Genomic DNA, 23,731 nt, shown 5'->3' on the forward strand with positions numbered 1-23,731 from the left:
TGACTTCTAACGACTGATATCTGATATCTCCATGTTTGTTCGGCGTTAAAACGCCTCCTACGTCTCGTATCTCACTAACTTTACTCTTTCCCCTAGCAACTCGCTAACTTTTGGAACTTCAATCTGACGGCTGATAGTTAAATATTAAAACCAAAAAAGCCAAGCGTTTCGCAACGGTTGGCTTTTTCAGATTTAGTTTTAAGTCTAGCCGCTTAGGCTAGTGCTCTGTAATTAGCTCAGGTTCATTTCCTGAATGATTTCGTGGGCAATTTCCGGAGTTGTACTGACCGGCTTTTCGTGTAGTTTGGCTTTCATTTGCCCTTTACGATGTTTCAGTGATGCATCGAGTTTTTTAGCAGCACCTGCGATAGCTGGGTACATCACATCATCTTCAGCTTTTACTGATAAACGTGCGCCTTCATAGGTTGTACTAATCTCAGCCTGATACTTATTATGTTCTTTTGAAAGAATAATATCGAGTGATATTAATGATGGAAAATGGCTAGCAATTTTCGAGAACTTCTCGTTGATATGAGCTCTAACAGCCTCAGTAACGTCAACATGATGACCAGAAATATTAATCTTCATAGGGTATCCTTTTTTCTTGTTACCTCACAGTTAGTATTGGGGGCGAATTGAATTAACACAAGCGAAAATTGCAGATAATTAGTAATTGATTGTAACCACAGATGATTTAGATCATGCGTTGCGGATAAAATATGCAAAAGCCCGCATCACACGGGCTTTTCAGAAAGGTTAACAACTGTTCATTAACTATACGAACAACAGTAGTCAGCAAACTCGCTGACCTTTACTAGAAAGGTAACATTTGCATCAACCGTAAAAGACTCTCCAGCTTGCATCGTTTGCCATTCGCTCTCACCGGGTAATAGCACTTGCCAACTGCCACCGTTAAGCTCCATCAACTCTTTTTTACTCGTAGCAAACTCAAACTCACCCGGTTGCATAAAGCCTAACGTCTTCGTGCTGCCATCAGCAAATACCACAGTACGGCTAGACACTTTACCGTCAAAATACACATTAGCTTTTTTCAGCACACTTACATTATCAAACTGAGACATCCTCACTCCTGTTGTTTTGTTAAATCTAATCCACCCTGCCCGAATTTTAAGCGTGCAGCAACTGAAGATAATTCAATTAATACTTATATTTAAGCTGGCTTTTTATTATCTTTAATAAACTGAACAAGTAAGAAAACAAAGAAAGTTCCAGGTAGACCAACAATAAACAACAATGGAGTTAATACTCTTGGAGATGTTCCATTAATGTAAAACTTACCATATAAGAAATTACAAATTAGCCAGCCAGCGAGAATAAGATACGATAACAAGCTCGTATTTTCAGCCTTCAATTCGCAGCTTCCGAAAGCAACTTCGACTAATAAAAGATCGAAAGATATACACTGACTTGTATTTAGTGCGTAAAAAGTAAGTGCTGCCATAGATATTAAAGCGATGGCTGTAACGATGTATTTCATGGTCATTTCCTTATTAAATTAAAAGTAAAAAGAAGCAAGCAACTGCCTCTGTCATTTCAATTTAAATGACTCTGAAAATTACACCATAATTTAGCCATTACTTAATCATCACTTACTTATAACCAAAGTTATAACTATAATCACACCAACAATAACACCAATAAATCAATAAGTTAGCTAAAAACTTCAGCTATGAATTGATACCCTCTTTTCATCTGGGACTTTATATATTTAGGGTTTTTTGTATCAGTATCTGAAAAGGCATTTCGCAACTTACTAATTACTCGGCGAATAGCAGTGTCGGTGACTATTTGATTTTGCCAAACATTGCTGTGTAGCTCTTCTAAGCTGACGACTCTAGGTTGTTGCTCTATTAAATAGCTAAGTACTTGCATCATTTTTGGTTCTAAATAAGTTACTTGCTCATCTTTTGAAATGCTTTTTTCTTCGTAATTAAATGTATATTCACCGATCATCAAAGTGCTTTGGTCTGAAAGAGAAAAGCTTTTTTCCTCTACTTCTTGAGTATCTTCTTGCTCACTTTTTCTCAATACTTTTTTATAATTTCTACTAATTAACTTAAAGCTGTAAGTCACTAAAAGAACAATTGGGCTAAGTGGTAGAGAGAGAATAAAAAGTAAAGATATTAAGTAAGCATTAACCTTGCTTTTTACTAATAACTGCCCAAATAAAACAACCGCAAGCACCCATAAAATAAATGGTAAATCGATACTAATACTTTCAAGATCGTCTCCACAAACACCCACTCGAAAAAACGACATATCAAAACATAAAGCAAAGCTATTAAAACTAGCTAACAGTAAAGCCAGCATATACAACCATTTCATTTTCATTCCTTAAATATTACTTTGACTGGACGATAATATAGCAGAAAGCCACTATTAACCAATCCCTTATAATACATAGGGAAAGCTTAACAATTTGCATGATGTGATAATTGAAGATCGTACTTGAGCACGCCACGAGGAGTAAGGTTTATGTGCTAGCAAATGTGTTGGGTTTCACTCCGTTCTACCCAACCTACCAGTCAAACACAAAAAAGCCCGCGCTGTGCTATACAGGGCGGGCTTTTAAATTTTAGCGGCTTAAGCTTAGAACAAAGCGTTTGCTTTGTTTACGATGTTTTCAACAGTGAAACCAAAGTGCTTGAATAGCTCGCCTGCAGGTGCTGACTCACCGAATGTCGTCATACCAACTACTGCACCATTTAGACCTACGTATTTGTACCAGTAGTCTGCGATGCCCGCTTCGATTGCTACGCGGCGTGTAACGCTTGCTGGTAGTACGCTTTCTTTATACGCGGCGTCTTGCTCATCAAATAAATCAGTTGAAGGCATAGATACCACGCGTACTTTTTTACCTTGTGAACGAAGTTCTGCAGCGGCATCTTGTGCAAGCTGTACTTCAGAACCTGTTGCAATAAGGATAAGCTCTGGCTCACCGTCACAGCTAAGTACGTAACCACCTTTTTTCACATCGGCTAACTGTTGTGCAGTACGCGTTTGTTGCTCAAGGCCTTGACGAGTGAAAATGAGTGACGTTGGGCCATCTTTACGCTCAATAGCTTGTTGCCATGCAATCGCTGACTCAACTTGGTCACATGGACGCCAGTTCACTAGGTTAGGCGTTAAACGCATGCTTGCGATCTGCTCTACCGGTTGGTGCGTTGGACCATCTTCACCTAAACCAATTGAATCGTGCGTGTATACGAAGATACTTGGTTGCTTCATTAGTGCCGCCATACGTACTGCGTTACGTGCGTATTCCATGAACATTAAGAATGTAGCACCGTAAGGAATAAAGCCTTTATGCAGTGCAATACCATTCATAATCGCTGACATACCAAATTCACGTACGCCGTAGAAAATGTAGTTACCGTTTGCATCGTTTGCTTCTAGGCCTTTTGAGCCATCCCAAAGTGTTAAGTTAGAACCAGCAAGGTCAGCAGAGCCACCCATGAATTCTGGTAGTAACGGACCAAACGCGTTTAATGCATTTTGTGATGCTTTACGTGTTGCAGGGTTTGCAGGGTTTGCTTGTAGCTCTTCGATGTAAGCTTGTGACTTTTCAGCCCAATCTGCCGGTAGCTCACCGTTTGTACGGCGCTTAAACTCAGCAGCAAGTTCAGGGTATGCACTTTCATAAGCTGCAAATTTTTCGTCCCAGCTTGCTTCTAGTTGCTTACCTTTTTCTTTGCCATCCCACTCGCTATAGATATCAGCTGGGATTTCGAATGCATCGCCAGTCCAACCAAGGAACTCACGAGATGCTTTAATTTCGTCTTCACCTAGTGGTGCACCGTGACAATCATGGCTACCTGATTTATTAGGTGAACCATAACCAATCACTGTTTTACAACAGATTAATGATGGCTTATCAGTAATGCTACGCGCTTCTTCGATAGCGGCGCGAATTGCATCAGGGTTATGACCATCAACATCGCTAACTACGTGCCAGCCGTATGCTTTGAAGCGCGCTGGTGTGTCATCGCTGAACCAACCTTCTACTTCACCATCAATTGAGATGCCGTTGTCATCCCAAAACGCAACTAGTTTACCTAGGCCTAATGTACCGGCTAATGAACAGGCTTCGTGTGAAATACCTTCCATTAAACAGCCATCACCCATGAATGCATACGTGAAGTGATCAACAATATCGTGGCCTTCACGGTTAAACTGTGCAGCTAGCGCTTTTTCGGCAATTGCCATGCCCACTGCATTTGTGATCCCTTGACCTAATGGACCCGTAGTAGTCTCAATACCTGGTGCATATCCATACTCTGGGTGACCCGGTGTTTTTGAGTGCATTTGACGGAAGTTTTTAATTTCCTCTAGTGGTAAGTCATAGCCACTTAAGTGCAGTAGAGAATAGATCAGCATTGAACCGTGGCCATTCGAAAGAATAAATCGATCTCGGTCTGCCCACTCTGGATTCGTTGGATTGTGCTTTAGATAATCGCGCCATAGTACTTCTGCGATATCTGCCATGCCCATAGGGGCGCCAGGGTGACCAGATTTGGCCTGTTGTACTGCGTCCATTGATAAGACGCGAATAGCATTTGCAAGTTCTTTGCGTGATGGCATGAATTCTCCTACCTTTATGTATTTGCGCTGGTTGTTTATGAAGCCCCATTCTTACTTATTGTAAGGGTACAGTGCAATTAAAAATCCGCATTAAATGCACCATTTATGGGCGTTTGTTAAGAACAATACGTTATTACTAATTTTAAATGGACGTCTAGGCGTAAAATTACTATGCAAACATATTTGTTTTAGATAAAATACGCCCCTTAATTTTTTAGCGCTATTACCGACGTTTGTGAAGCGCAATATTTGTGAGCAGAAATACAATGGCAAAACATTTATTTACTTCTGAATCTGTTTCTGAAGGTCATCCGGATAAAATCGCGGACCAAATCTCTGACGCGGTTCTAGATGCTATCTTAGAGCAAGATTCTCATGCCCGTGTTGCATGTGAGACTTACGTTAAAACTGGCATGGTGATGGTTGGTGGTGAAATCACAACTAGCGCTTGGGTTGATATCGAAGAAATCACACGTAAAACAGTACGTGAAATCGGTTACACGCACTCAGACATGGGTTTCGATGCTGACTCTTGTGCGATCCTAAACACTATCGGTAAACAATCTCCAGACATCAACCAAGGTGTTGACCGTGCTCGCCCTGAAGAGCAAGGTGCTGGTGACCAAGGTCTAATGTTCGGTTACGCATGTAATGAAACTGACGTTTTAATGCCTGCACCAATCACTTATTCACATCGTCTAGTTCAGCGCCAAGCTGAAGTTCGTAAAAGCGGTGAGCTTAACTGGTTACGCCCAGATGCAAAATCTCAAGTAACGTTTGCATACGAAAATGGCAAGCCTGTTGGTATTGATGCCGTTGTTCTTTCAACTCAACACTGTGATTCAATCTCACAAAACGACTTAGTTGAAGCGGTAATGGAAACGATCATTAAGCCAGTTCTTCCTGCTGAGCTAATCTCAAGCGCGACTAAGTTCTTCATCAACCCAACTGGCCGTTTCGTAATCGGTGGCCCAATGGGTGACTGTGGTCTTACAGGTCGTAAAATCATCGTTGATACATACGGTGGTATGGCTCGTCACGGTGGTGGTGCTTTCTCAGGTAAAGATCCATCAAAAGTTGACCGTTCAGCGGCATATGCTGCTCGTTACGTTGCTAAAAACGTGGTTGCTGCAGGCCTTGCTGACAAATGTGAGCTACAAGTTTCTTACGCTATCGGTGTTGCAGAGCCAACATCTATCAGCATCGAGACATTTGGTACAGGTAAATTAGAAGAAGCGCGTCTAATCGAATTAGTACGTGAGCACTTCGACCTACGTCCTTACGGCTTAATCCAAATGCTTGATCTTGAGCGTCCTATCTATCAACCGACTGCGGCTTATGGTCACTTCGGTCGTGATGAGTTCCCTTGGGAGCGTGCAGACAAAGCAGACGCACTTCGCGCAGCTGCTGGCCTGTAATAGGTTAGATAAAATGAAAAAAGCGCCTTTTGGCGCTTTTTTTATGAACACGAACCTAACTGACTTATTAAGTTATCTCGCGAGAACTGATTATTGGTTAATTGCTCTGTCAGTGCTTGTAGCGTTTTATAAACGCTCTTTAGCGATACCTTATTGCTCAACCAATGCGGGATTGAGCCACCCGGATCAGCATAGGCCTGATGGCTTACCAATAAATGACTTTGCTGCTCTTCTAAACGCCAATAAGCCCTGAGCTCTTTAATACGCACAACCCCAGAGACTTCTGCTTTAGCGTATGGCTGACTGATAATTTTTAGCTCTGTTTTATGTTCACCTAAGGCATGATAACAAGAGTAACTCACCAAATCGCGATCTAACACCGGCCAAGGCGAGTTAAAGTGAGTGTAAACAAGGGTTTCTGAGGGGCTTAAGCGCTCCATTAAAGTCACGCTTTTAACATTTTCGAGCCAATTAGGCGCGTTGTCGGTATCACTTAACAGCGCCATAAAGTCACTGGCCTTAGCATTTTTTACCAGCACAGAAGCATTAATTTCTATAATGCCAGTTTCGTGCTTTTTATAGCTAACCTTTATATCGTCTTGCTGTTTGTAGGTTTGCCATTCAATAGGGTTAGCCACTGCCGAGAGACTCAAACATGCTAACCCTATCCATAGGCACAAGCGCATTTATTTAAAACCAATAAGGGTCTGTATTAAATGACGCGTGGCGACTTTGCTCCATTGCACTGACCAAAAACTCTGACTTTTGATCAAGCCATGATTGAATTTTTGTTAGCTCTAAGTCGTCTTGCCCTGCACATAACTGCTTTAAGTACTCAAGGGTGCTTAACTCATAAATACCATGAGAGATATCAACCCACGGCATACGAAACTCGTTTCGATCTTCTTTATCGAACAAAGCGCCTAAGCAGTTGCCGCTGAGTAATGAGTTTTCAAGGCGGGTGCGCAGTGCCAAATAGTCTTTATCTGTAAACACTTGCTGCTCAGGAATAAGTTCGTGCATATCGTGCCAATCTTTAGCAAATAAACGCTTAGCAATATCGGCAACAGGTTTTTCAGCAGCTTGAAACTCAGTTTGCCCCCATGACTTACGCCATTGTTTTTCAATCAACCATGTTGTTAATTGTAATAATAAGCGATTGTATCGGGTGCTATGGAAAAGTTTTTCGATATCTTCAATGCTTGGCTGCAACTCTTTTAAGTCATTAATAACTTGAGTGAGCTCAGGCGCACTGTTGATTTTTTTGTAGTACGCGTGGCGCTTAGATGTGTAGGTTTTTAGCTGAATAGCATTTTCAACCCATGCTAATTCGCTTAATAACCACTTTAATTCTGTACGTAATGAGTCGGTATCGTCTTTACTAACAATATCGTCAAACAGCCAAAATGTATGGCGAATCAAACGAATACCGTCGGTGACACGCTTAAGGGTTTTTAAGCTTGGTTTTATGAAGTAGCAGGCTTCATGTTTTTGTACAAAGCGAATCGCGTAGTTAATGCTTTCTACTAAGGCTTGTTCTTGGGTTGCACCACGTTTTAGTGGCACAAAGCCAATTGATTTACTTGCTTTTAATGGTTTGTCATCTGCAAGACGATAACCTCGAGCAGCTTTAGAATAAAGCCCTAAGCGAACATGGCTTTCACTTACCAGTTTATCTGCCAAAGCAAACAACTCATTGCGACTACCTTCAATCAGTTCGATTTCAAGTTCAGAGATTGGCTCAACTTGGCCCGATGCAGCCACTTCACCTTTATCTAATACCACTTCAATTTTTGCGCCATTTTCGGTTTCGAGTAACCAAGTACGGCGTATAAAGTTAGTGCTAAAAATTGGGTATAGGTTTTCTGCGATGGCAGGCACTTGCATACCATGCGGCCAAATAGCAGCATCAAATGCAAGTAAATCAGGGCGATTACCTGACAGTGGCAAATTGTATTCAGGGCGCTGATGTAAGCCGCCCACCACTTCGCCAGCAAGCTTGATGGTTTGCTCACACTCACCATCACAACAGCGAGTACGAAGGCCAATATCTAAAGCGCGTAATTCTCGGCTTGGCGTATCGTAATAAGCATTTTGTAAATTGCGTGACGGTTTATTGGTAACGGTTTTTGCAAATTGGGTAATTAATGCGGGGATCAGTGGAACAACGGCATCTGACACCAAAAACTTCAGTTCTATCTCAGTATCCATTCGCTTTGCGGAGTACATTTAAAATAAATAAGTGATCAAAATAAACAAAGCAGACTGTTAATGCAAATTTTTTCCTGTTTTTTGCGGTTAAGCCCACGCACGGATTACAATATCAGCCTTGCTATTAATAGTTGAAATCCCTACTATCTCTATACATAAAGAAATTATAAATTTAGCCACTTCTAGGCAAGATCACATTAACAAGGTAGATTGATGTTAAAACAGTGTATTTTTGGGTTGCTCCTTGCGGCCACCTCTTTTATTAGCTACGCAGAAGAAGCACCAAGCAGCGACAGCCAAAACACCGCCTACATAGTCGATAACCTGTACACCTTTATGCACTCAGGTCCAAGCAAAAACTACCGCATTTTAGGTTCAGTCGATGCAGGCACACAAATAGTGTTATTGTCGGGTGAAGATAATGGCTACTTTAAAATTCGTGATGATAAAGATCGTGAAGGTTGGGTAGAGTCAAAATTTGTTACTGAAAATGCAGGTATTCAACAACAGTTTCAAGCGCTGAATAACGACATGACGGTAATGCAAGAACAGCTTCGCCAAGCTGAAATTGAACTACCACAACTACAAGAGCAGAACAAATCACTAACAGAGCAAAACCTAGCGCTTAGCAAGCAAATTGAAGCACTTAAAAGTACTATTGAGTCTGAGCGTAATGCTAAGCAAACAGCCAGTGCCAAAGAGAAACGTCAGTTATTAACTTATGGCGGCGCAATTGCGTTCATCGGCTTACTACTTGGTATTATCCTAACCGTGGTGTTATCTCGTCGTAAACGTTACGACGGCTGGGCATAAACCTCCTCCCCATTTTGACAAAAATAAACCCTGCATTTTGCAGGGTTTATTTTTTAAACTTATCCACTTTTTACTCAAGAGCATTTTTGTCTAAGAGTCTTAAACACTTCTTGCTTTAACACTAAAAGCCCCTCTTTGTAACCTAAGATAAGCAATAACAATATCAAGCCTCCAGGCAATAGCACTGCAATAAGCAGAGGGCCTAAGATAAAGCTATAAAAGCAAATACCAGGTACGAATAATACATAACCAATTAAGCGTTTTAATTTATTCATAGTGCAACCATCCATTTAATTGAGCGCGCTCATTTTAATATTGAGCGCGCTCAATTTACAACACCTTTGATTGAGTTTTTTTTAATTTCTGGTTAAATAGCATAAAAATTGGAGTGTTCAGTGACCAAAAAAGAGCAAACAAAACAACAGATACTTACAGCCTCATGGCAGCTTTTTTCAGAGCTCGGCTACCACCAGACCAGCACACGAGATATTGCAAGAGCAGCTAATGTCGCCAATGGCACAGTATTTAGTCACTTTGCGACTAAAGTTGAGATTCTTAAATACAGTTTTGAGAGTGAACTAGAAGATATTCTAAGCCGCGCTAAACACTCAGATTCGAGTACTACAGCGACAGATAGAATGTACCATTACGCTTGTTTTCTTTATGAGTTTTACCTTGCAAAAAAGGAGTTTAGCCGAGAGTTATTTAAAGAAATTATGTGGCAACAGAACGAGCTTGAACCGCAGCTTAAAGCATTCAAAAAGCGCCTGATCAATGACAATGAAGCAACCGCTTTAGATGCAGATATCATTATTGATATTTACTTTATGACGCTCATGGAAGGGCTTAATCAGGAAGACAGTTCTGTCGGTTCGATGCTGGCAACACTCAAAGCAAAACTATCAAAAATTAACATCAATTAGGTTAGTTGTATAAACTGTAGCGCCGTTCGTTCAGTGCTACAGAAAGATAGGAAACCACTCGGTTTCCTTACGTTAAATATCGAATCTAAGGCCTGTGTCCTGTTTTATTTTTTCGATCACCATATAGGTGTGATGTGTACCCACTCCGGGAATATCTACTAAATCACCCAGTACTTGGCGATACTCATCCATATCTGAGACCCGTACTTTTAATAGGTAGTCATAGCCACCAGCGACCATGTCGCATTCAACCACTTGTGGAATATTCAATATATATTCGCGAAACACTTTAAATACTGATGTATTCGAGGTCACCAATGATACCTGTACATGTGCTAACAAGCTCTGGTTAAGTTTAGCTTCGCTAAGCTTTGCGTAATAGCCTTCGATGTAGCCTTCTTGCTCTAAACGTTTTACACGATCTAGACACGGGCTTGGGCTCAGATTTACCTGTTTTGCGAGGTTTACGTTCGATATTCTGCCATTTTTTTGCAGAGCGTCTAAAATTGCTAAATCGATGCGATCTAACATGCGTAATCTATTCGGACTGGTCATAACAGAATTTTATGCGGCTAAGTTAACGGTATGCCCTGTAAATTATCGTAAATCGAAAAATTTAACCAGCATATTCTGCTGGATTTTAATTAGAATGCACGAATTATATCAATGGTAAGAAATGCAATAAGTTCATTTCTAGACTCCACATACCAGAGGGTTACATATGCTATTTAATGGCGATTTGACAACTGAATGTCCAATTAGACAAAAGATCCGTGATTTCTACCGTATTGACGAAAATGCGGTTATTGATCATATTTTGCCTTTGGCTGAAGTAGGCGTGAAAGCGCGTAGCCGAGCGTGGGAACGTGCTCGTCAAATGGTTTTAAATATCCGTCGCGATCAGGATGGTCAAAGCGGTGTAGATGCATTACTAAATGAATTCTCACTTTCGAGTGAAGAAGGCGTTGTATTAATGTGTCTTGCAGAAGCACTATTACGTGTTCCAGATAAAGCAACGCAAGAGTCACTAATTCGTGACAAACTTGCTAAAGGTGACTGGAGCTCGCATTTAGGTAGCAGCGATTCTTTATTTGTAAACGCCTCTTCTTGGGGTCTGTTAGTAACCGGTAAAATGGTTAACTACAGCGACAAGTCAAAAGAGCAGCAATTCGGTGTTCTTAAAAAAACAATTGGTCGTTTAGGTGAGCCTGTTATTCGTAAATCTGTGAACTTCGCGATGAAGATCATGGGTAAGCAATTCGTTATGGGTCGTACTATCAACGAAGCGATTGAACGTGCAGCCGATAAAGAGCAAAAAGGCTACGTATACTCATACGATATGCTAGGTGAAGGCGCACGCACAATGAAAGATGCAGAGCGTTACTTCAACAGCTACATGACAGCTATCCACGCAATTGGTAAAGCGGCAAATGGCCGTGGTCCAATCAAGAGCCCTGGTATCTCAGTTAAAATTTCTGCGATTCACCCACGCTATGAGTTCACACATCGTGAACGTGTTATTGCTGAAATCGTACCTAAGTTAAAAGAACTTGCGCTTGCAGCGAAAAGCTACGATATCGGCTTTACTGTTGATGCTGAAGAAGCTGACCGCTTAGATATCTCTTTAGATGTTATTGAAGCAGTATTCAGTGATGACGATTTAGGTAACTGGAACGGCTTTGGTTTAGCAGTTCAAGCATACCAAAAACGCGCTATTTTTGTGGTTGAATGGGTTGCAGAGCTAGCTCGTCGCGTTGGTCGTAAACTAATGGTTCGTCTTGTAAAAGGCGCATACTGGGATACAGAAATCAAAACCACTCAACAAGATGGTTTAGATCACTACCCTGTATTCACGCGTAAAGCGACCACAGACGTTTCTTACAAAGCCTGTGCTATCAAACTACTTGAAGCACGTGATGTATTGTACCCGCAATTTGCTACACACAACGCCTACACTGCAGCAACAATCTTAGAAGTTGCAAAAGGTGATAACGAAGGTTTTGAATTCCAACGCCTACACGGTATGGGTGAGTCGTTATTCGACCAAATCGTAAGCCAAGAAAAAATTCAATGTCGTGTTTACGCACCAGTGGGTCAACACGAAGACTTACTTGCATACTTAGTACGTCGTTTATTAGAAAACGGTGCTAACTCATCATTCGTAAATGCGATTGTTGATACCACTAAGCCTGTTGAGTCACTATTACCTGACCCTGTAGAAACACTGCAAGGTTTACGTAACAAGTACAACACGCAAATTAAGATGCCTATTGATTTATACGGTGAAGAACGTGCTAACTCAAAAGGCATGGACTTAACTGATATCAACGTAATCACACCATTTAAAGAAAACCTTGATACCTGGTTTGCTGAGCACCGCATTGAATTAAGCGATGTGCCAGAAGGCTCTCTTCCGGTGAAGAACCCTGCGAATCACAAAGAAATCATTGGTCATGTGAAGCTACAATCTTCAGACGAAATGACTGCACTTTTAGAAAATGCAGAAAAAGCATTTGAGTCATGGTCACAAACGCCAGTAAAAGAGCGCGCAAACTTATTACGCCGTGTTGCTGATATCTTAGAGCGTCACCACGATGAGTTAGTGGCACTGTGTATCAAAGAAGCGGGTAAAGTAACTCAAGATGGTATCGATGAAGTTCGTGAAGCAGTGGATTTCTGCCGCTACTACGCTGCACGCGCAGAGGAACTTTCTGAAGACGAGCGTTTTGAAGCACGTGGTGTGATCTTATGTATCAGCCCATGGAACTTCCCACTTGCAATCTTCCTAGGTCAAGTTGCTGCGGCAATCGTGACAGGTAACACAGTTATTGCTAAACCTGCTGAGCAAACAAGCTTAATTGCACTTCGTACCATTGAACTTATGCTATCTGTTGGCTTACCAGAGCACGTTGTACAACCTGTTATTGCTCGTGGTAGCGAAGTAGGTAAAACCATCGTTCCTGATGAGCGTATTCAAGCAGTTATGTTCACAGGTTCTACAGAAACCGGTACTGTTATTTCGCAAACATTGGCTGCGCGTAATGATATTCAAGTACCGCTTATTGCTGAAACGGGTGGTCAAAACTGTATGATCGTTGACTCAACTGCTCTACCAGAGCAAGTTGTTGATGATGTAATCAGTTCAGGTTTCCAAAGTGCTGGTCAACGCTGTTCTGCACTACGTGTATTATTCTTACAAGAAGACGTTGCCGATGGCATCATTGAGATGATCAAAGGCGCTTTAAAAGAACTTCACGTTGGCGACCCTTCATTACTTTCAACAGATATCGGCCCAGTTATCGACGAAAAAGCACTTAAAAACTTAAGTGACCACGTTGAATACTTAAAAGGTAATGCAACACTTCACTATGAGTGTGCTATTCCTGATAACAGTGAAAATGGTGCTTACTTCTTTGCGCCTCGTTTATACGAAATCAAAGATTTATCTGTACTTAAGCGCGAAGTATTTGGTCCTTGTGTACATATCATCCGCTTTAAAGGCACAGAGCTTGATAACGTGATTGACCAAATCAATGGCACGGGCTTTGGCTTAACGATGGGTGTGCATTCACGTATCGAAGAGCGCTGTGAATACCTAGCGAAAATGTCACGTGCAGGAAACGTTTACATCAACCGTAATATGATCGGTGCGATTGTTGGCGTACAACCTTTCGGTGGCCGTGGTTTATCTGGTACTGGTCCTAAAGCGGGCGGCCCTAACTACCTACAACGCCTTGTGAAAGAAAAAGCATCACCAGATAACGTACAAATGACAAACCTAACACCTGATGAGTTAGATACTCACCACTATTCAGGTGCAGCTGAGCAAGTTGCTAAGCTAATGGATAACTCATTACGCGATGAGAAGATCTGGCGTGCGACACCACTAAACGACCGAGTTTCTGCTGTACGTCAATTACTTGCAAAAGTAGCGACTGTAGAAATTATTGACGAGCTTGCCGATGACTTAGCATTAACGCTAGCTGATGCTCGTGCGCAACTTAACCGTCTTGAAAAACACATGCGTAAGCACACTGTGTTGCCTGGGCCAACGGGTGAGTCAAACACACTTCACTTAGAGCCTCGTGGTTGTGTGGTTTGTTATGCAGATAAGAGTACGTCATTTAACTTCTGGGCAATTTCGGTTATCACAGCACTTGCTGCTGGTAACACGGTAATCACGGTTGCTTCTGAGTTATTCTTTGACGAAGCGGTTGCATTCAGAGACAAGTTTATCTCTACAGGTATCGCTGAAGGTGTATTCCAAGTTGCTAAACCTAATCAGTTACAAGCTATCTTAGCGCACCCTCACCTTGCAGGTGCGGTTGTTGCGGCTCGTTCATCACGTTTAGGCTACTTTAGCCAGCAGCTAGCACAACGTAAAGGTGCAATCCTGCCAGTGATCAGCTCTGAGTACTACGACACGCTAATCAAGCGCTTACTGACTGAGAAAACAATCAGCGTTGATACAACCGCATCAGGTGGTAACACATCACTAATGACCTTGGTTGAAGACGACGAGTAAGTTGTATTGCAATAACTAAATGAGAAAGCCCTCGCTAGTCGAGGGCTTTTTGTTTACAGCCATAAAAACCCCTCCTTTTTACTATTATTATTTACTGATACACGAACTTTCTGCTAATTTTATATTATTGTAGTCGTTTAGAAGTAAAGGTCTTGAAAACACTTCCTATCAATCAACTTAAGCCGGGCATGTTTGTACAGAGCGTGACAAAACAAACAGGCAAGATCCGTATAAAAAACCAAGGTTGGGTTAAAACACAGGGAAGTATAGACAAGCTGATCAAAGCTGGCATATTAGAAATTGCGATCGATCCAGACAAAACACTGACCTTAGACAGTGACAATAAAGTGGTTGAGCAGCAACACAATCCGCAACCAGTAGGAGACGCTGCCGCTTTCGATCCTTGGCACACCACTCACAGTGTGTCGGCAGAAATGACTAAAGCCAATAACTTATATAACGAAGCAAGATCATTACAAAGTAAAGCCTTTGACGATATTCGTAATGGCAACAAAATTGATATTGCCCCTTTTCAAGAGCTCGCGACTGGATTTATTGACTCGGTTTTTCGTAACCAAGATGCGCTTGCTTGTATCACCCGTATGCGTGACAAAGATACTTATCTACTTGAACATTCAATCAATGTTTCGATTTTAATTAGTATCTTTGCTAAACACTTAGGTATCGAAAAAACCATTATTGAGGAGCTTGCGACCGGTGCTTTACTGCACGATATTGGAAAAATAAATATTCCCGATGAAATACTCAATAAACCCGGCAAATTAACCGATGCCGAATACCAAACTATTCAAGACCATGCTCGTTTTAGTAAAGAAATTTTAGAACAAGCAGGCTTGAGCGGAATTGCTGTTGATATAGCAGGCTTCCATCACGAACGCTTAGACGGCAGTGGCTACCCATTTGGTAAAAGTGCTGAAGAGATTAGCTTGTACGTACGTATGGCTTCGATTGTTGATGTTTATGATGCATTAACCGCAGAGCGGGTCTATAAAGCTGGTATGGAGCCAATTAAGGCATTTAAGATACTCAAAGATGGCTGCCCCGATAGCTTTGACGGAGACCTAGTCACTAAGTTTATTCAGTGCATCGGTGTTCACCCAGTCGGCACCTTAGTGAAACTTGAAAGCCAAAAATTAGGTGTGGTCACTCACAGTAACCCTACTAGCCCTTTAAAACCTCAAGTTAAAGTGTTCTATAACGCTAAACATGCACGCTATACCGAAATACAGGATATAAACTTAGCAAATAGTCGCTGTCACGACAGTTTAGAAGCCGCCGTCAGGCCGACTGAGTTCAACATCGACCTGATCCGCTTTTTTAAGAACTCAATTTTACCTTAATCCCTTAAGCTCAGGACTGGCTATTCAGGCCAGTCTTGTAATGCTTTTAAGGTAAACTCATAGCCATCGTAACTTAATAAGCTCTGCTCTGGGGTAATTTCAATTACTGATAACACGCCGATGTTATCGCCTTCATATAACTCACGACCATTTAACTTAATCCAGCGCTTCGATGTTTCTGAAGCATAAATGTGAGCTTGATATTTTATGGTAGGAATAAGGCTTTGTAATGCATCTGGCAAAAGCTCAATAGGCTCTGCATAAGACGTGTTTTTAGTGCTACGGGTAATATCAACACTATGTTTGTTATCAACATCTTCAACTGCTTTAGCAAAGGCATCTTTCAATGTATCTGGCACATCTCTTAATTCATCATTTGTTGATGGTTGAGAAGCCGGTTGACTTGGCTGACCATCAAGCGGCTTGCCTAGCACCTTATATTTACTTAAATCAATGCCATTACTGCTCATTTGCTGCGGATTGATTTGCTGCATTGGCTGCGAAAACTGTGGCTGTGATTGATACACTGGCTGATTTTGATATATTGCTTGCTGCTGGTACTGAGGCTGAACTTGATAACCTTGATTAGCATACACAGGGGCTGAATTGACAGGTACTTGCACCCACTGAAATTGCTGACCTTGCACTGGAGTCTGCTGCATCATTTGTTGCGGTAAAGATTGTTGCACTTGCCCTTGTGGCATGGCAGCTGATTGCCCTGAGTTATTGGTCACTTGCGGGGTTTGGCTTTGTGCTACTTGCTGTTGCATCGTTGGTTGTTGTGTTTCAGGGTTTGCCTCAACTTCAGTCGCAACGCTTTCTGCGGCTTCATTGCTGTTATTAACAACCTTTGGCTGCTCGGCAACTTTAGTTTGCTGTAACCATTTACCAATCGAAAAACCTGCCATAAGGGTTAATATCGCCGCCAGTAATAGGCCAAATGAAAAGGCCAAACGGCGATAGCGCGTTAATTCTTGCTGTTGTTTGAGCGCAAGAGCGGCTTGGTCATGATCTACAGCAGTTTGTGCATGCTGATCAGACTGTTTAATTGCATCTAATAATAAGGACATAAATGAACACTCGTTATATTAGGTAGGATAAACCAATACCCATTCCTAATACGGCTAAAAATGAAACTGGGTAAAGCCAAACATAACTCGGCTCTTTATTTGTTACTGTTGCAACAGGGGTACTGGTTGGAGGAAGAGCCTCAGCAGCAGAGAGCATTACAAGCTCACTGTCGATACTTAGCTTTTGCTGTGAAAATGCACCAACGAGGCACCGCTCACACAACAAATTGATTAATCTCGGCACCCCTTGAGTAACCTGATAAATCGCTTTTAACGCATCCCCTGAGAACAAGGCTTGCTCTGTCCCCGCTTTAAATAAACGATGCTTAACATAGGCAAACACCTGCCCTTCAGTAAGTGGCAATAAGTGATAACGAGCCGTAATGCGCTGGGCAAGCTGCCTTAATTCAGTGCGTTTTAATAACTCTTGCAGTTCAGGTTGCCCTACTAACACAATTTGCAGTAGCTTTTTATGATCTGTTTCGATATTGGTTAACAGGCGCAATTGCTCTAGCACATCAGGAGCGAGTAATTGAGCTTCATCAATAATTAAAATGGTATGACCGCCCGCTTGATTATTTGCCTCAAGGTGCTTTTTAATCACATCAGTAAGTGTCTTCAGAGTCGCATTCGCGCTGTCATACTCAATCTTTAATTCGTCACAAATACTGGCAAGCAGCTCAAGCTGTGACAAAGCTGGGTTATGAATTTGTGCCACTTGCGTGTTTTCAGGTAACTGCTCTTGCAGGCTTCTTGTTAGTGTTGTTTTACCTGTACCCACTTCGCCTGTTAATAATACGAAGCCTCCCGCTTCACCTAATCCATAGGTAAGGTGCGCTAATGCCTCTTTGTGGCGCTCACTAAGAAATAAATACTCAGGATTTGGGGCAATCGAAAAGGGTTTTTCTGACAAGCCAAAATAGCTTAAATACACCGTGTTATTCCTTGCGTTTAAAATCACGGTCTATAATGGCAAAAAACATCGCTACTTAAAACCTTGTTTACATTTTATTGGTTAAATAACGTAAAATAGCGAAAAGGTAAAATTATAGGTGTTTTATGCAGGTTTATTTAGTCGGTGGCGCAGTCAGAGACGCCCTACTTGGTCGTGACGTTAAAGAACGCGACTATGTGGTAGTTGGTGCCACGCCAGAACAACTGATCAGCCAAGGTTATCAACAAGTTGGTAAAGATTTTCCGGTATTTCTACACCCACAAAGTAAAGAAGAATATGCGCTGGCGCGCACCGAGCGAAAACAAGGTCAAGGTTACACTGGCTTCATTTGTGATTTCGCGCCGGATGTCACATTAGAGCAAGACTTAGTTCGTCGAGATCTCACCGTAAACGCCATAGCACAAGCCCAAGATGGCAGCTTAGTTGACCCATTTTCTGGCCAGCAGGATCTTGAAAATCGTGTCTTACGCCATGTCTCAGATGCCTTTAGTGAAGACCCTCTACGCATATTGCGAGTAGCCCGCTTTGCTGCTCGTTATCATTACCTAGGTTTTACTATTGCGCCAGAAACCCAGTCACTATTGACCGAGATGGTTAAAGCCGGTGAACTGAACACGCTAACTGCTGAACGCGTTTGGTTAGAATGCGAAAAATCCCTCAGTGATGGCGCATTTAGCGAGTTTCTAAATGTACTTGCCAGCATCCATGGCCTGTATGTAATTAGCCCTGAGCTTGAAAGTAAATGGTGTGATGAGCTTTACCGTACCTTACAAGCTCGATTTGCCTATGCGAATGAACAACAAATTAGTGACACTGCGTTATTATTCAGCCAAGTTACCTTAGCGCTTTCAAGCAATGAGATAAAAGCGATAGCTAGCAACATACGCTTACCTAATGAAGTGCGCGATTTAGCGCTGTTTAGCCAAACTCATCAAACAAGTTTAAGTGCAGAAAAGCCGACTAGCGAGACCGTTTTTGCTTGCTTTAATCAACTTGATTTATGGCGTCGCCCTGAACGTTTTGAGCAAGTACTCAAAACATTAGAAGTTAGTCACCAACAGCCTGTAGTTTGTTATGACTCTCTCAAAAACGCAGCCACGCAAGCACGAGCAGTCAGCCCGCAACAGTTTATTGCACAAGGTATTAAAGGCGCAGAAATAAAAACCGCGCTTGAGCAAGCGCGGTTAGAGATTATTAAAGGCTACTTTTCGTAGCGCACTAAACGCAAATAAACATCGGACGTTTTTGCGTGAAGACTGTTGATGCCTTTATCAAATTGATACACCCAAGCTAGATCAGTGCGACTGATCCCTGAAGTGCTACTCCAGTAGTTTTGCAGCTTAGTCGATAAAAATGCGTTTTCGTTAATGCTAGGCTGCACACAACTGTGCTCTAAAATACTGGCTAACTCTTTAACATTTGGCACATGCCAATCGCTGTAATCAGCAAAGGTTGCATTTTCAGCCCCGCGTAAAGCTTCGCCCCAAGTAAGCTGCTGACTATTACCTTCACACGTATCCGTTTCAGCGTTGTAGCTTTGACCAAACGTACAACGTTGCCACATTAGACCTGTTTCGCTGTCGCTCACTGTGCCATCTTCGTTAATAACAAAGCGGCTATCAGGAGTCGTTTCATTGACAGCGCTATAACATACTTGCGCAGCGGCATAACCCGATTGTAGAGCAATAACAGTAAGTGCTGTAATTAATGGTAACTTTCGCATATTACTCTCCTGGCGTTCTAACTAAGCGCACAAAGGCGGTGTTACTTTTCGGATACGCTAAATCATTAGCACTACTCATATCGATAATATAAGCTTGCGATAAACTTGTACCGTCTGCCGCGGTTTGCGAAGTCCAATAAGGCATAAATGAACTGCTACCAGTGCTTAACTGAGTATCACTTGGTTGATTTGGGAAGAAGTCACTGTTAAGTAACGTAGACTCACCTTGCTTGGCATAATCTAATAACCCTAATAATTCCGTGTAAGTTGGCACACGCCAGTTTGTACCACCGCAAAAGTCGCTGCTGTTCACATCATTAATGTAAGTTTGTAGGCCACAGTCACTGGTGCTTGGACAGGTAGAGCCCGCAGCCCCTTGTACACTACCCGTTTGCACACCGCTTGAACCATTTAAATACCAAGTATAATGATTTGATGCTGCACGCTCGGAGGTTGCCGGTGGCAATGTTGAACTGGCTTCTTTTACTTCCCAAATAAGCCCAGTTACATTATCGCGTACGCAACTAAAGCTAGTCGCATCATCTGGAAGTTCGTCAGCAAACTCATTCATCTTAGTAAAATCAAATGCCAAATCACCTAGGCCGACTTTATCGAGCTGATTTGCGACGCTGTCACGACCTATATCTGCGTCTTGGCTTGGGAAGTCTTCGCTGCTGCAATTAATTTTTTGCGAATTGTTGTAGCAATCACTCATCCCGGTATCGTTAATTAACCCTAGTGGTTTTGGGCTAATATCAATAATCACTGTATCTGTGTCGCTACGCGATTTACTGTCTGTCACGGTAACTTCAAAACTAAGCTCTGAATCGGTATCAACATCAGGGGCTACAAACGTCGTGATACATTGGTTCTGGTTTGCCAAGGTCACAGTTTCGCCTGTTAATTGCTGCCAAAAACATGATTTTGTTGCCGTCACAATTTCACTATTGCTGGCATCAAGGGTTACGGTATCAAACTCGATAACCTGCTGATCAACACCTGCATCAGCAATAATTACCTCAACCGTTTTGTTTAAGGTGAACGACGCCTCTGTACTTGCTGATCCACCTTCATCATCCGTTACAGTTAAACGCCATGTCATCGCTGTATTTGATTCAAGTAGTGGGTGAGTAAAGCTAATGGTTTGGTTGTTGTAGCTGTCAGCCGTTAAATCAGGGCCATCAAGTTGAGTCCATAAATAACTGTCAACTGTACCGTTTTCATCTATATCAGCAGATTCTTCGCCACTTAATGTGATCACATCATTATATTTTGACGGTAACTCTTCTGGCGCAGTTTGGGTGATCACTGCAACTGGCAGTTGATTATTCGAGGTAATAAAAATACTGACCTGATCGGAAACAAGTTGCCCATCGTCGGTTTGGTAATTTACTTTTAAAACAAGTTCTGAGTTAAGTTTAATATCAGGAGCTGTGATGGTTTGTTCAGCACCTTCGGCAGGAAAACCTTCTACTGCGGGGCCACTGACACGCTCCCAGGTAAAGGTACCATCTGCAGGAGAGCCTTTAGCTGAGACAGTAAATTCACTTTTTTCAATAATTTGTTGATCTGAACCAGCATTAACTGTCGCTGCGATTGTATTCGAATCACTCGAACCGCCACCACCACAAGCTGTTAATGTGGTTAATGCTATTAGGCTAAGAGGCACTAATCTCATGAATACCACCTTAAAATACAAAGCCGGCAATAACCGGCTGCCAAATAAACTAACAACTAGCAATTAAAATGCCAAACTTGGGGTTATAAATAACTTTCTTGGTGGATACGTACGAAGAGCTTGGTGCCTATTTTACTGTAATCAACTTTGTATTCTCTGCCATCTAGGGCTTGGATAAACAACAAACGTTTTTCTTCTGCAAATACATCTGGGCTTGATACATACACCATTTCTAAATAACGCTCTTTAGCCTCGCGACGATTTTTTGGCAGGTCTTCTTTAAACGGCTCTAAACCATTTTGAGTAACTTTAATGCGCGGATGGTTCTCACCATTCACAACCACTAAATCGAGTTTCTTATCTTTATGTATAATTGTGTTTCGACCGCTTTTAATAAAAGAACGTTCTTGACTCATAGTCTTTTCCTACTACATAACTGCCGCCTATAGCTTACTTTTCTGTAAGCGAGTCTCTAAAAACTCTTTAGGGTTCAGTTTCCAACGATTCAAATCAGCACTGAATTGCCAAATATCAACATCAAGAACATTGGCAGGTAATAGTAAATCGTATCCTGTCAACTGCCTTAAATGTTGCGTACGATTGGCAAACATGGCAATCAATCCTTTATAAATCTGACCACTAGGGGCCGTGTAGTCCGTCTCTTCTATTAACCATTCTGATGGGCAATCACCATTTTTGCAATACTTTTGAATGACTTGCATAAATAAATGACGTTGCTCGATAAGTAATCGTCCGGCAATTCTTGGGTGAATCTGTGTTAAAAATTCATCTATGTTATTGAGTTTAATACCAACTGCATTTAACTCAAGGTATTCTAAGCCCTGTTCCACTTTTGGTATACCACTATGATGAAAATTAGCACGATTTAACTGCCAATTCCCAATCTTATGATGATAAATAAGCAAATTCTGAGTAAAAGTTAAGCTAAAGTATGGTTCTTGAGTTTTTAAAAAGCCAATAAAAATTGCCGCTATACAGGTTGTGGCCAAAAAAATCTCAACAATGCTAATTTCACCGGGTCTCAATAAGTTAACCAGCATAATAATGATTAACCCAATTCCGCCAACAATTAAAAACTCACTGCCATGGCGAGATGATTGAGCACGCACTTTTAGTGCAGGAAGATTTTTATCCATAAACAGAGAAGTAAAAAATAAACATCACAATTGTGACCAATATTATTTTTCTGAGCGTTAAACAATAATTACACTTTGGTGCTTTACTCATTCTAAACCTTTCTTAATTTGTCACAATAAAGGAACAAATTAGCATAACTTTTCACTTTTACGCTAAATGCACAAATTTATGAGATACCTGACATACGTGGCACGTACTAATTTTGTACACTACACTCAACTAAATTTCTGGTAACACGACGATGTACTCTACACAATCTGGTAAGGCACTATTCCCTTTTATTATTACCCTTTTTCTAGGGTTATGCATTTACTTATACCTTCCTTCGAGCCAAGGTGAGCAGAGCAACTTCTCAGGCGCTGCAACTCAAGTAACAGCTCACACTGTCACATCTGAAGAAAATGCTGTGCTCATAGAAGCAATAGGTAGTGCTCGTGCTAACCAAGCGATCTATATTCGCAGTGCGCAAAACGATTATGTTACAGATATATTTTTCAATGATGGCGACTTAGTCAGTAAAGGTCAAAAACTGGTTCAGTTACAGTCTCAAGAAGAAGAATTAGCAGTTAAAGAGCTAAGCATTAATTTACGCGAAGAGCGCCGTCAACTTGATCGTCTCACTGAACTATCACGCTCACAATCAACGGCTAAATCTTTACTAGAAGAGCAGCTTTCACGTGTTGATGCAACCGAGGCGCAGCTTGAGAGCGCCAAAACCAAGCTAGCAGAAATGACAATTAAAGCACCGTTTTCTGGCTTACTTGGCAAGCGCGAGATTTCAATTGGTACTTATGTTAGCAATACTACAAACATCACCACCCTTGATGATATCAGTATCATTAAAGTCGACTTTAAAGTGCCAGAAAAATACCTAGCGCAGTTACAACTGGGTATGAAAGTGATGACGCAAAATGATGCTTACCCAGAAAAAACCTTCAACGGTAAAGTGACCCACATTAGCTCGCGTATCGATTCAGTCACTCGTAGCGTTGAAGTGACAGCAAGCTTTATCAATGAAAAAGGCCTATTACGCCCAGGCATGCTATTAAATACAGCATTAGAGCTAAGCTCAAACCAAGCGCTAATGGTACCAGAGAAAGCCGTCATTCCTCAGCAAGACAAACACTACGTGTTCCAAATTGAAGATGGCGTTGCTAACAAAGTCGAAGTACATGTGGCGGGTCGTCACAATGGCTGGGTAGCTATTGATAAAGGCCTTGAAAATGGTCAGCAAGTCGTGACTGAAGGCATCATTAAGATCCGTACTGGCAGCAAAGTAAGTATCAAGGGCTAA

The 23,731-nt window shown here is 41.7% G+C and carries 22 protein-coding genes; 7 read left to right on the top strand and 15 right to left on the bottom strand.

Annotated features, from left to right (window positions below; translation table 11 throughout):
- Positions 1-231: 231 nt before the first annotated feature.
- The 5 genes from raiA to tkt all read right to left on the bottom strand — a co-directional run bounded on the left by raiA (position 232) and on the right by tkt (position 4,602).
- Positions 232-588 (bottom strand): ribosome-associated translation inhibitor RaiA, encoded by a 357-nt coding sequence (gene raiA / locus JIG37_RS20325; RefSeq protein WP_054551132.1) that lies wholly within the window; start codon positions 586-588, stop codon positions 232-234.
- A gap of 182 nt (positions 589-770) precedes the next feature.
- Positions 771-1,082: a pyrimidine/purine nucleoside phosphorylase gene (locus JIG37_RS20330; protein ID WP_054551131.1), complete on the bottom strand. Its 312-nt coding sequence runs from the start codon at positions 1,080-1,082 to the stop codon at positions 771-773.
- An 89-nt stretch (positions 1,083-1,171) separates the two neighbouring features.
- Positions 1,172-1,498 (bottom strand): hypothetical protein, encoded by a 327-nt coding sequence (locus JIG37_RS20335; RefSeq protein ID WP_166340599.1) that lies wholly within the window; start codon positions 1,496-1,498, stop codon positions 1,172-1,174.
- Positions 1,499-1,671: 173 nt separating this feature from the next.
- Complete coding sequence (locus JIG37_RS20340; RefSeq protein WP_240921030.1) at positions 1,672-2,346, bottom strand: winged helix-turn-helix domain-containing protein; 675 nt, start codon at positions 2,344-2,346, stop codon at positions 1,672-1,674.
- Between the two features lie 264 nt (positions 2,347-2,610).
- Positions 2,611-4,602: a transketolase gene (gene tkt, locus JIG37_RS20345; protein WP_199530167.1), complete on the bottom strand. Its 1,992-nt coding sequence runs from the start codon at positions 4,600-4,602 to the stop codon at positions 2,611-2,613.
- A gap of 266 nt (positions 4,603-4,868) precedes the next feature.
- Here tkt and metK point away from each other — a divergent pair, with 266 nt between their 5' ends.
- Positions 4,869-6,020 carry a methionine adenosyltransferase gene (metK, locus tag JIG37_RS20350; RefSeq protein ID WP_199530168.1) on the top strand — a complete coding sequence of 384 codons (1,152 nt, stop codon included), beginning with the start codon at positions 4,869-4,871 and terminating at the stop codon, positions 6,018-6,020.
- A gap of 41 nt (positions 6,021-6,061) precedes the next feature.
- Here metK and JIG37_RS20355 read toward each other — a convergent pair whose 3' ends face one another.
- Together JIG37_RS20355 and JIG37_RS20360 are read right to left on the bottom strand one after the other, a co-directional pair.
- Positions 6,062-6,673 carry an START domain-containing protein gene (locus JIG37_RS20355; protein ID WP_199530169.1) on the bottom strand — a complete coding sequence of 204 codons (612 nt, stop codon included), beginning with the start codon at positions 6,671-6,673 and terminating at the stop codon, positions 6,062-6,064.
- A 37-nt stretch (positions 6,674-6,710) separates the two neighbouring features.
- A complete protein-coding gene (locus JIG37_RS20360) occupies positions 6,711-8,231 on the bottom strand; it encodes a CYTH and CHAD domain-containing protein (RefSeq protein WP_054551123.1) in 1,521 nt (506 codons plus the stop codon).
- A 213-nt stretch (positions 8,232-8,444) separates the two neighbouring features.
- Here JIG37_RS20360 and JIG37_RS20365 point away from each other — a divergent pair, with 213 nt between their 5' ends.
- On the top strand, positions 8,445-9,044 hold the full coding sequence (locus JIG37_RS20365; protein WP_054551122.1) for a TIGR04211 family SH3 domain-containing protein: 600 nt from the start codon (positions 8,445-8,447) through the stop codon (positions 9,042-9,044).
- Between the two features lie 74 nt (positions 9,045-9,118).
- Here JIG37_RS20365 and JIG37_RS20370 read toward each other — a convergent pair whose 3' ends face one another.
- Positions 9,119-9,319: a hypothetical protein gene (locus JIG37_RS20370; protein ID WP_199530170.1), complete on the bottom strand. Its 201-nt coding sequence runs from the start codon at positions 9,317-9,319 to the stop codon at positions 9,119-9,121.
- A gap of 120 nt (positions 9,320-9,439) precedes the next feature.
- Between JIG37_RS20370 and JIG37_RS20375 the strand changes: the two genes are divergently transcribed.
- Entirely contained in the window at positions 9,440-9,967 is a 528-nt protein-coding gene (locus JIG37_RS20375) for a TetR/AcrR family transcriptional regulator (RefSeq protein ID WP_199530171.1), read from the top strand.
- Positions 9,968-10,039: 72 nt separating this feature from the next.
- Here the strand turns inward: JIG37_RS20375 and JIG37_RS20380 are convergent, their stop codons facing one another.
- Positions 10,040-10,522 (bottom strand): winged helix-turn-helix transcriptional regulator, encoded by a 483-nt coding sequence (locus JIG37_RS20380; RefSeq protein ID WP_054551119.1) that lies wholly within the window; start codon positions 10,520-10,522, stop codon positions 10,040-10,042.
- A gap of 166 nt (positions 10,523-10,688) precedes the next feature.
- Between JIG37_RS20380 and putA the strand changes: the two genes are divergently transcribed.
- A complete protein-coding gene (gene putA, locus JIG37_RS20385; protein ID WP_138599685.1) occupies positions 10,689-14,492 on the top strand; it encodes a bifunctional proline dehydrogenase/L-glutamate gamma-semialdehyde dehydrogenase PutA in 3,804 nt (1,267 codons plus the stop codon).
- 152 nt (positions 14,493-14,644) lie between these two features.
- Positions 14,645-15,853: an HD-GYP domain-containing protein gene (locus JIG37_RS20390; RefSeq protein ID WP_054551117.1), complete on the top strand. Its 1,209-nt coding sequence runs from the start codon at positions 14,645-14,647 to the stop codon at positions 15,851-15,853.
- A gap of 20 nt (positions 15,854-15,873) precedes the next feature.
- Here the strand turns inward: JIG37_RS20390 and JIG37_RS20395 are convergent, their stop codons facing one another.
- Positions 15,874-16,923, bottom strand: a complete 1,050-nt coding sequence (locus JIG37_RS20395; RefSeq protein ID WP_199530172.1) for a general secretion pathway protein GspB — start codon at positions 16,921-16,923, stop codon at positions 15,874-15,876.
- Positions 16,924-16,936: 13 nt separating this feature from the next.
- Positions 16,937-17,857 (bottom strand): AAA family ATPase, encoded by a 921-nt coding sequence (locus JIG37_RS20400; RefSeq protein WP_138599682.1) that lies wholly within the window; start codon positions 17,855-17,857, stop codon positions 16,937-16,939.
- A gap of 125 nt (positions 17,858-17,982) precedes the next feature.
- On the opposite strand from JIG37_RS20400, the gene JIG37_RS20405 reads away from it, so the two are divergent.
- Positions 17,983-19,092, top strand: a complete 1,110-nt coding sequence (locus JIG37_RS20405; protein WP_054551114.1) for a tRNA nucleotidyltransferase — start codon at positions 17,983-17,985, stop codon at positions 19,090-19,092.
- On the opposite strand, the gene JIG37_RS20410 is transcribed toward JIG37_RS20405, so the two are convergent.
- From JIG37_RS20410 to JIG37_RS20425, 4 genes are all read right to left on the bottom strand, one after another.
- A complete protein-coding gene (locus tag JIG37_RS20410) occupies positions 19,080-19,601 on the bottom strand; it encodes a DUF1566 domain-containing protein (RefSeq protein ID WP_054551113.1) in 522 nt (173 codons plus the stop codon). The two genes, JIG37_RS20405 and JIG37_RS20410, sit on opposite strands and share 13 nt — an antisense overlap.
- Position 19,602: 1 nt before the next feature.
- Positions 19,603-21,279, bottom strand: a complete 1,677-nt coding sequence (locus tag JIG37_RS20415) for a DUF1566 domain-containing protein (protein ID WP_199530173.1) — start codon at positions 21,277-21,279, stop codon at positions 19,603-19,605.
- An 83-nt stretch (positions 21,280-21,362) separates the two neighbouring features.
- Positions 21,363-21,695, bottom strand: coding sequence for a hypothetical protein (locus JIG37_RS20420; protein ID WP_054551111.1), 333 nt, complete (start codon positions 21,693-21,695; stop codon positions 21,363-21,365).
- Positions 21,696-21,722: 27 nt separating this feature from the next.
- Positions 21,723-22,436, bottom strand: coding sequence for a DUF2982 domain-containing protein (locus tag JIG37_RS20425; RefSeq protein ID WP_138599679.1), 714 nt, complete (start codon positions 22,434-22,436; stop codon positions 21,723-21,725).
- A gap of 242 nt (positions 22,437-22,678) precedes the next feature.
- On the opposite strand from JIG37_RS20425, the gene JIG37_RS20430 reads away from it, so the two are divergent.
- Complete coding sequence (locus JIG37_RS20430) at positions 22,679-23,731, top strand: efflux RND transporter periplasmic adaptor subunit (RefSeq protein WP_138619266.1); 1,053 nt, start codon at positions 22,679-22,681, stop codon at positions 23,729-23,731.

Source organism: Pseudoalteromonas sp. bablab_jr010, from assembly GCF_016464105.1.
GTDB classification, from domain to species: domain Bacteria; phylum Pseudomonadota; class Gammaproteobacteria; order Enterobacterales; family Alteromonadaceae; genus Pseudoalteromonas; species Pseudoalteromonas simplex.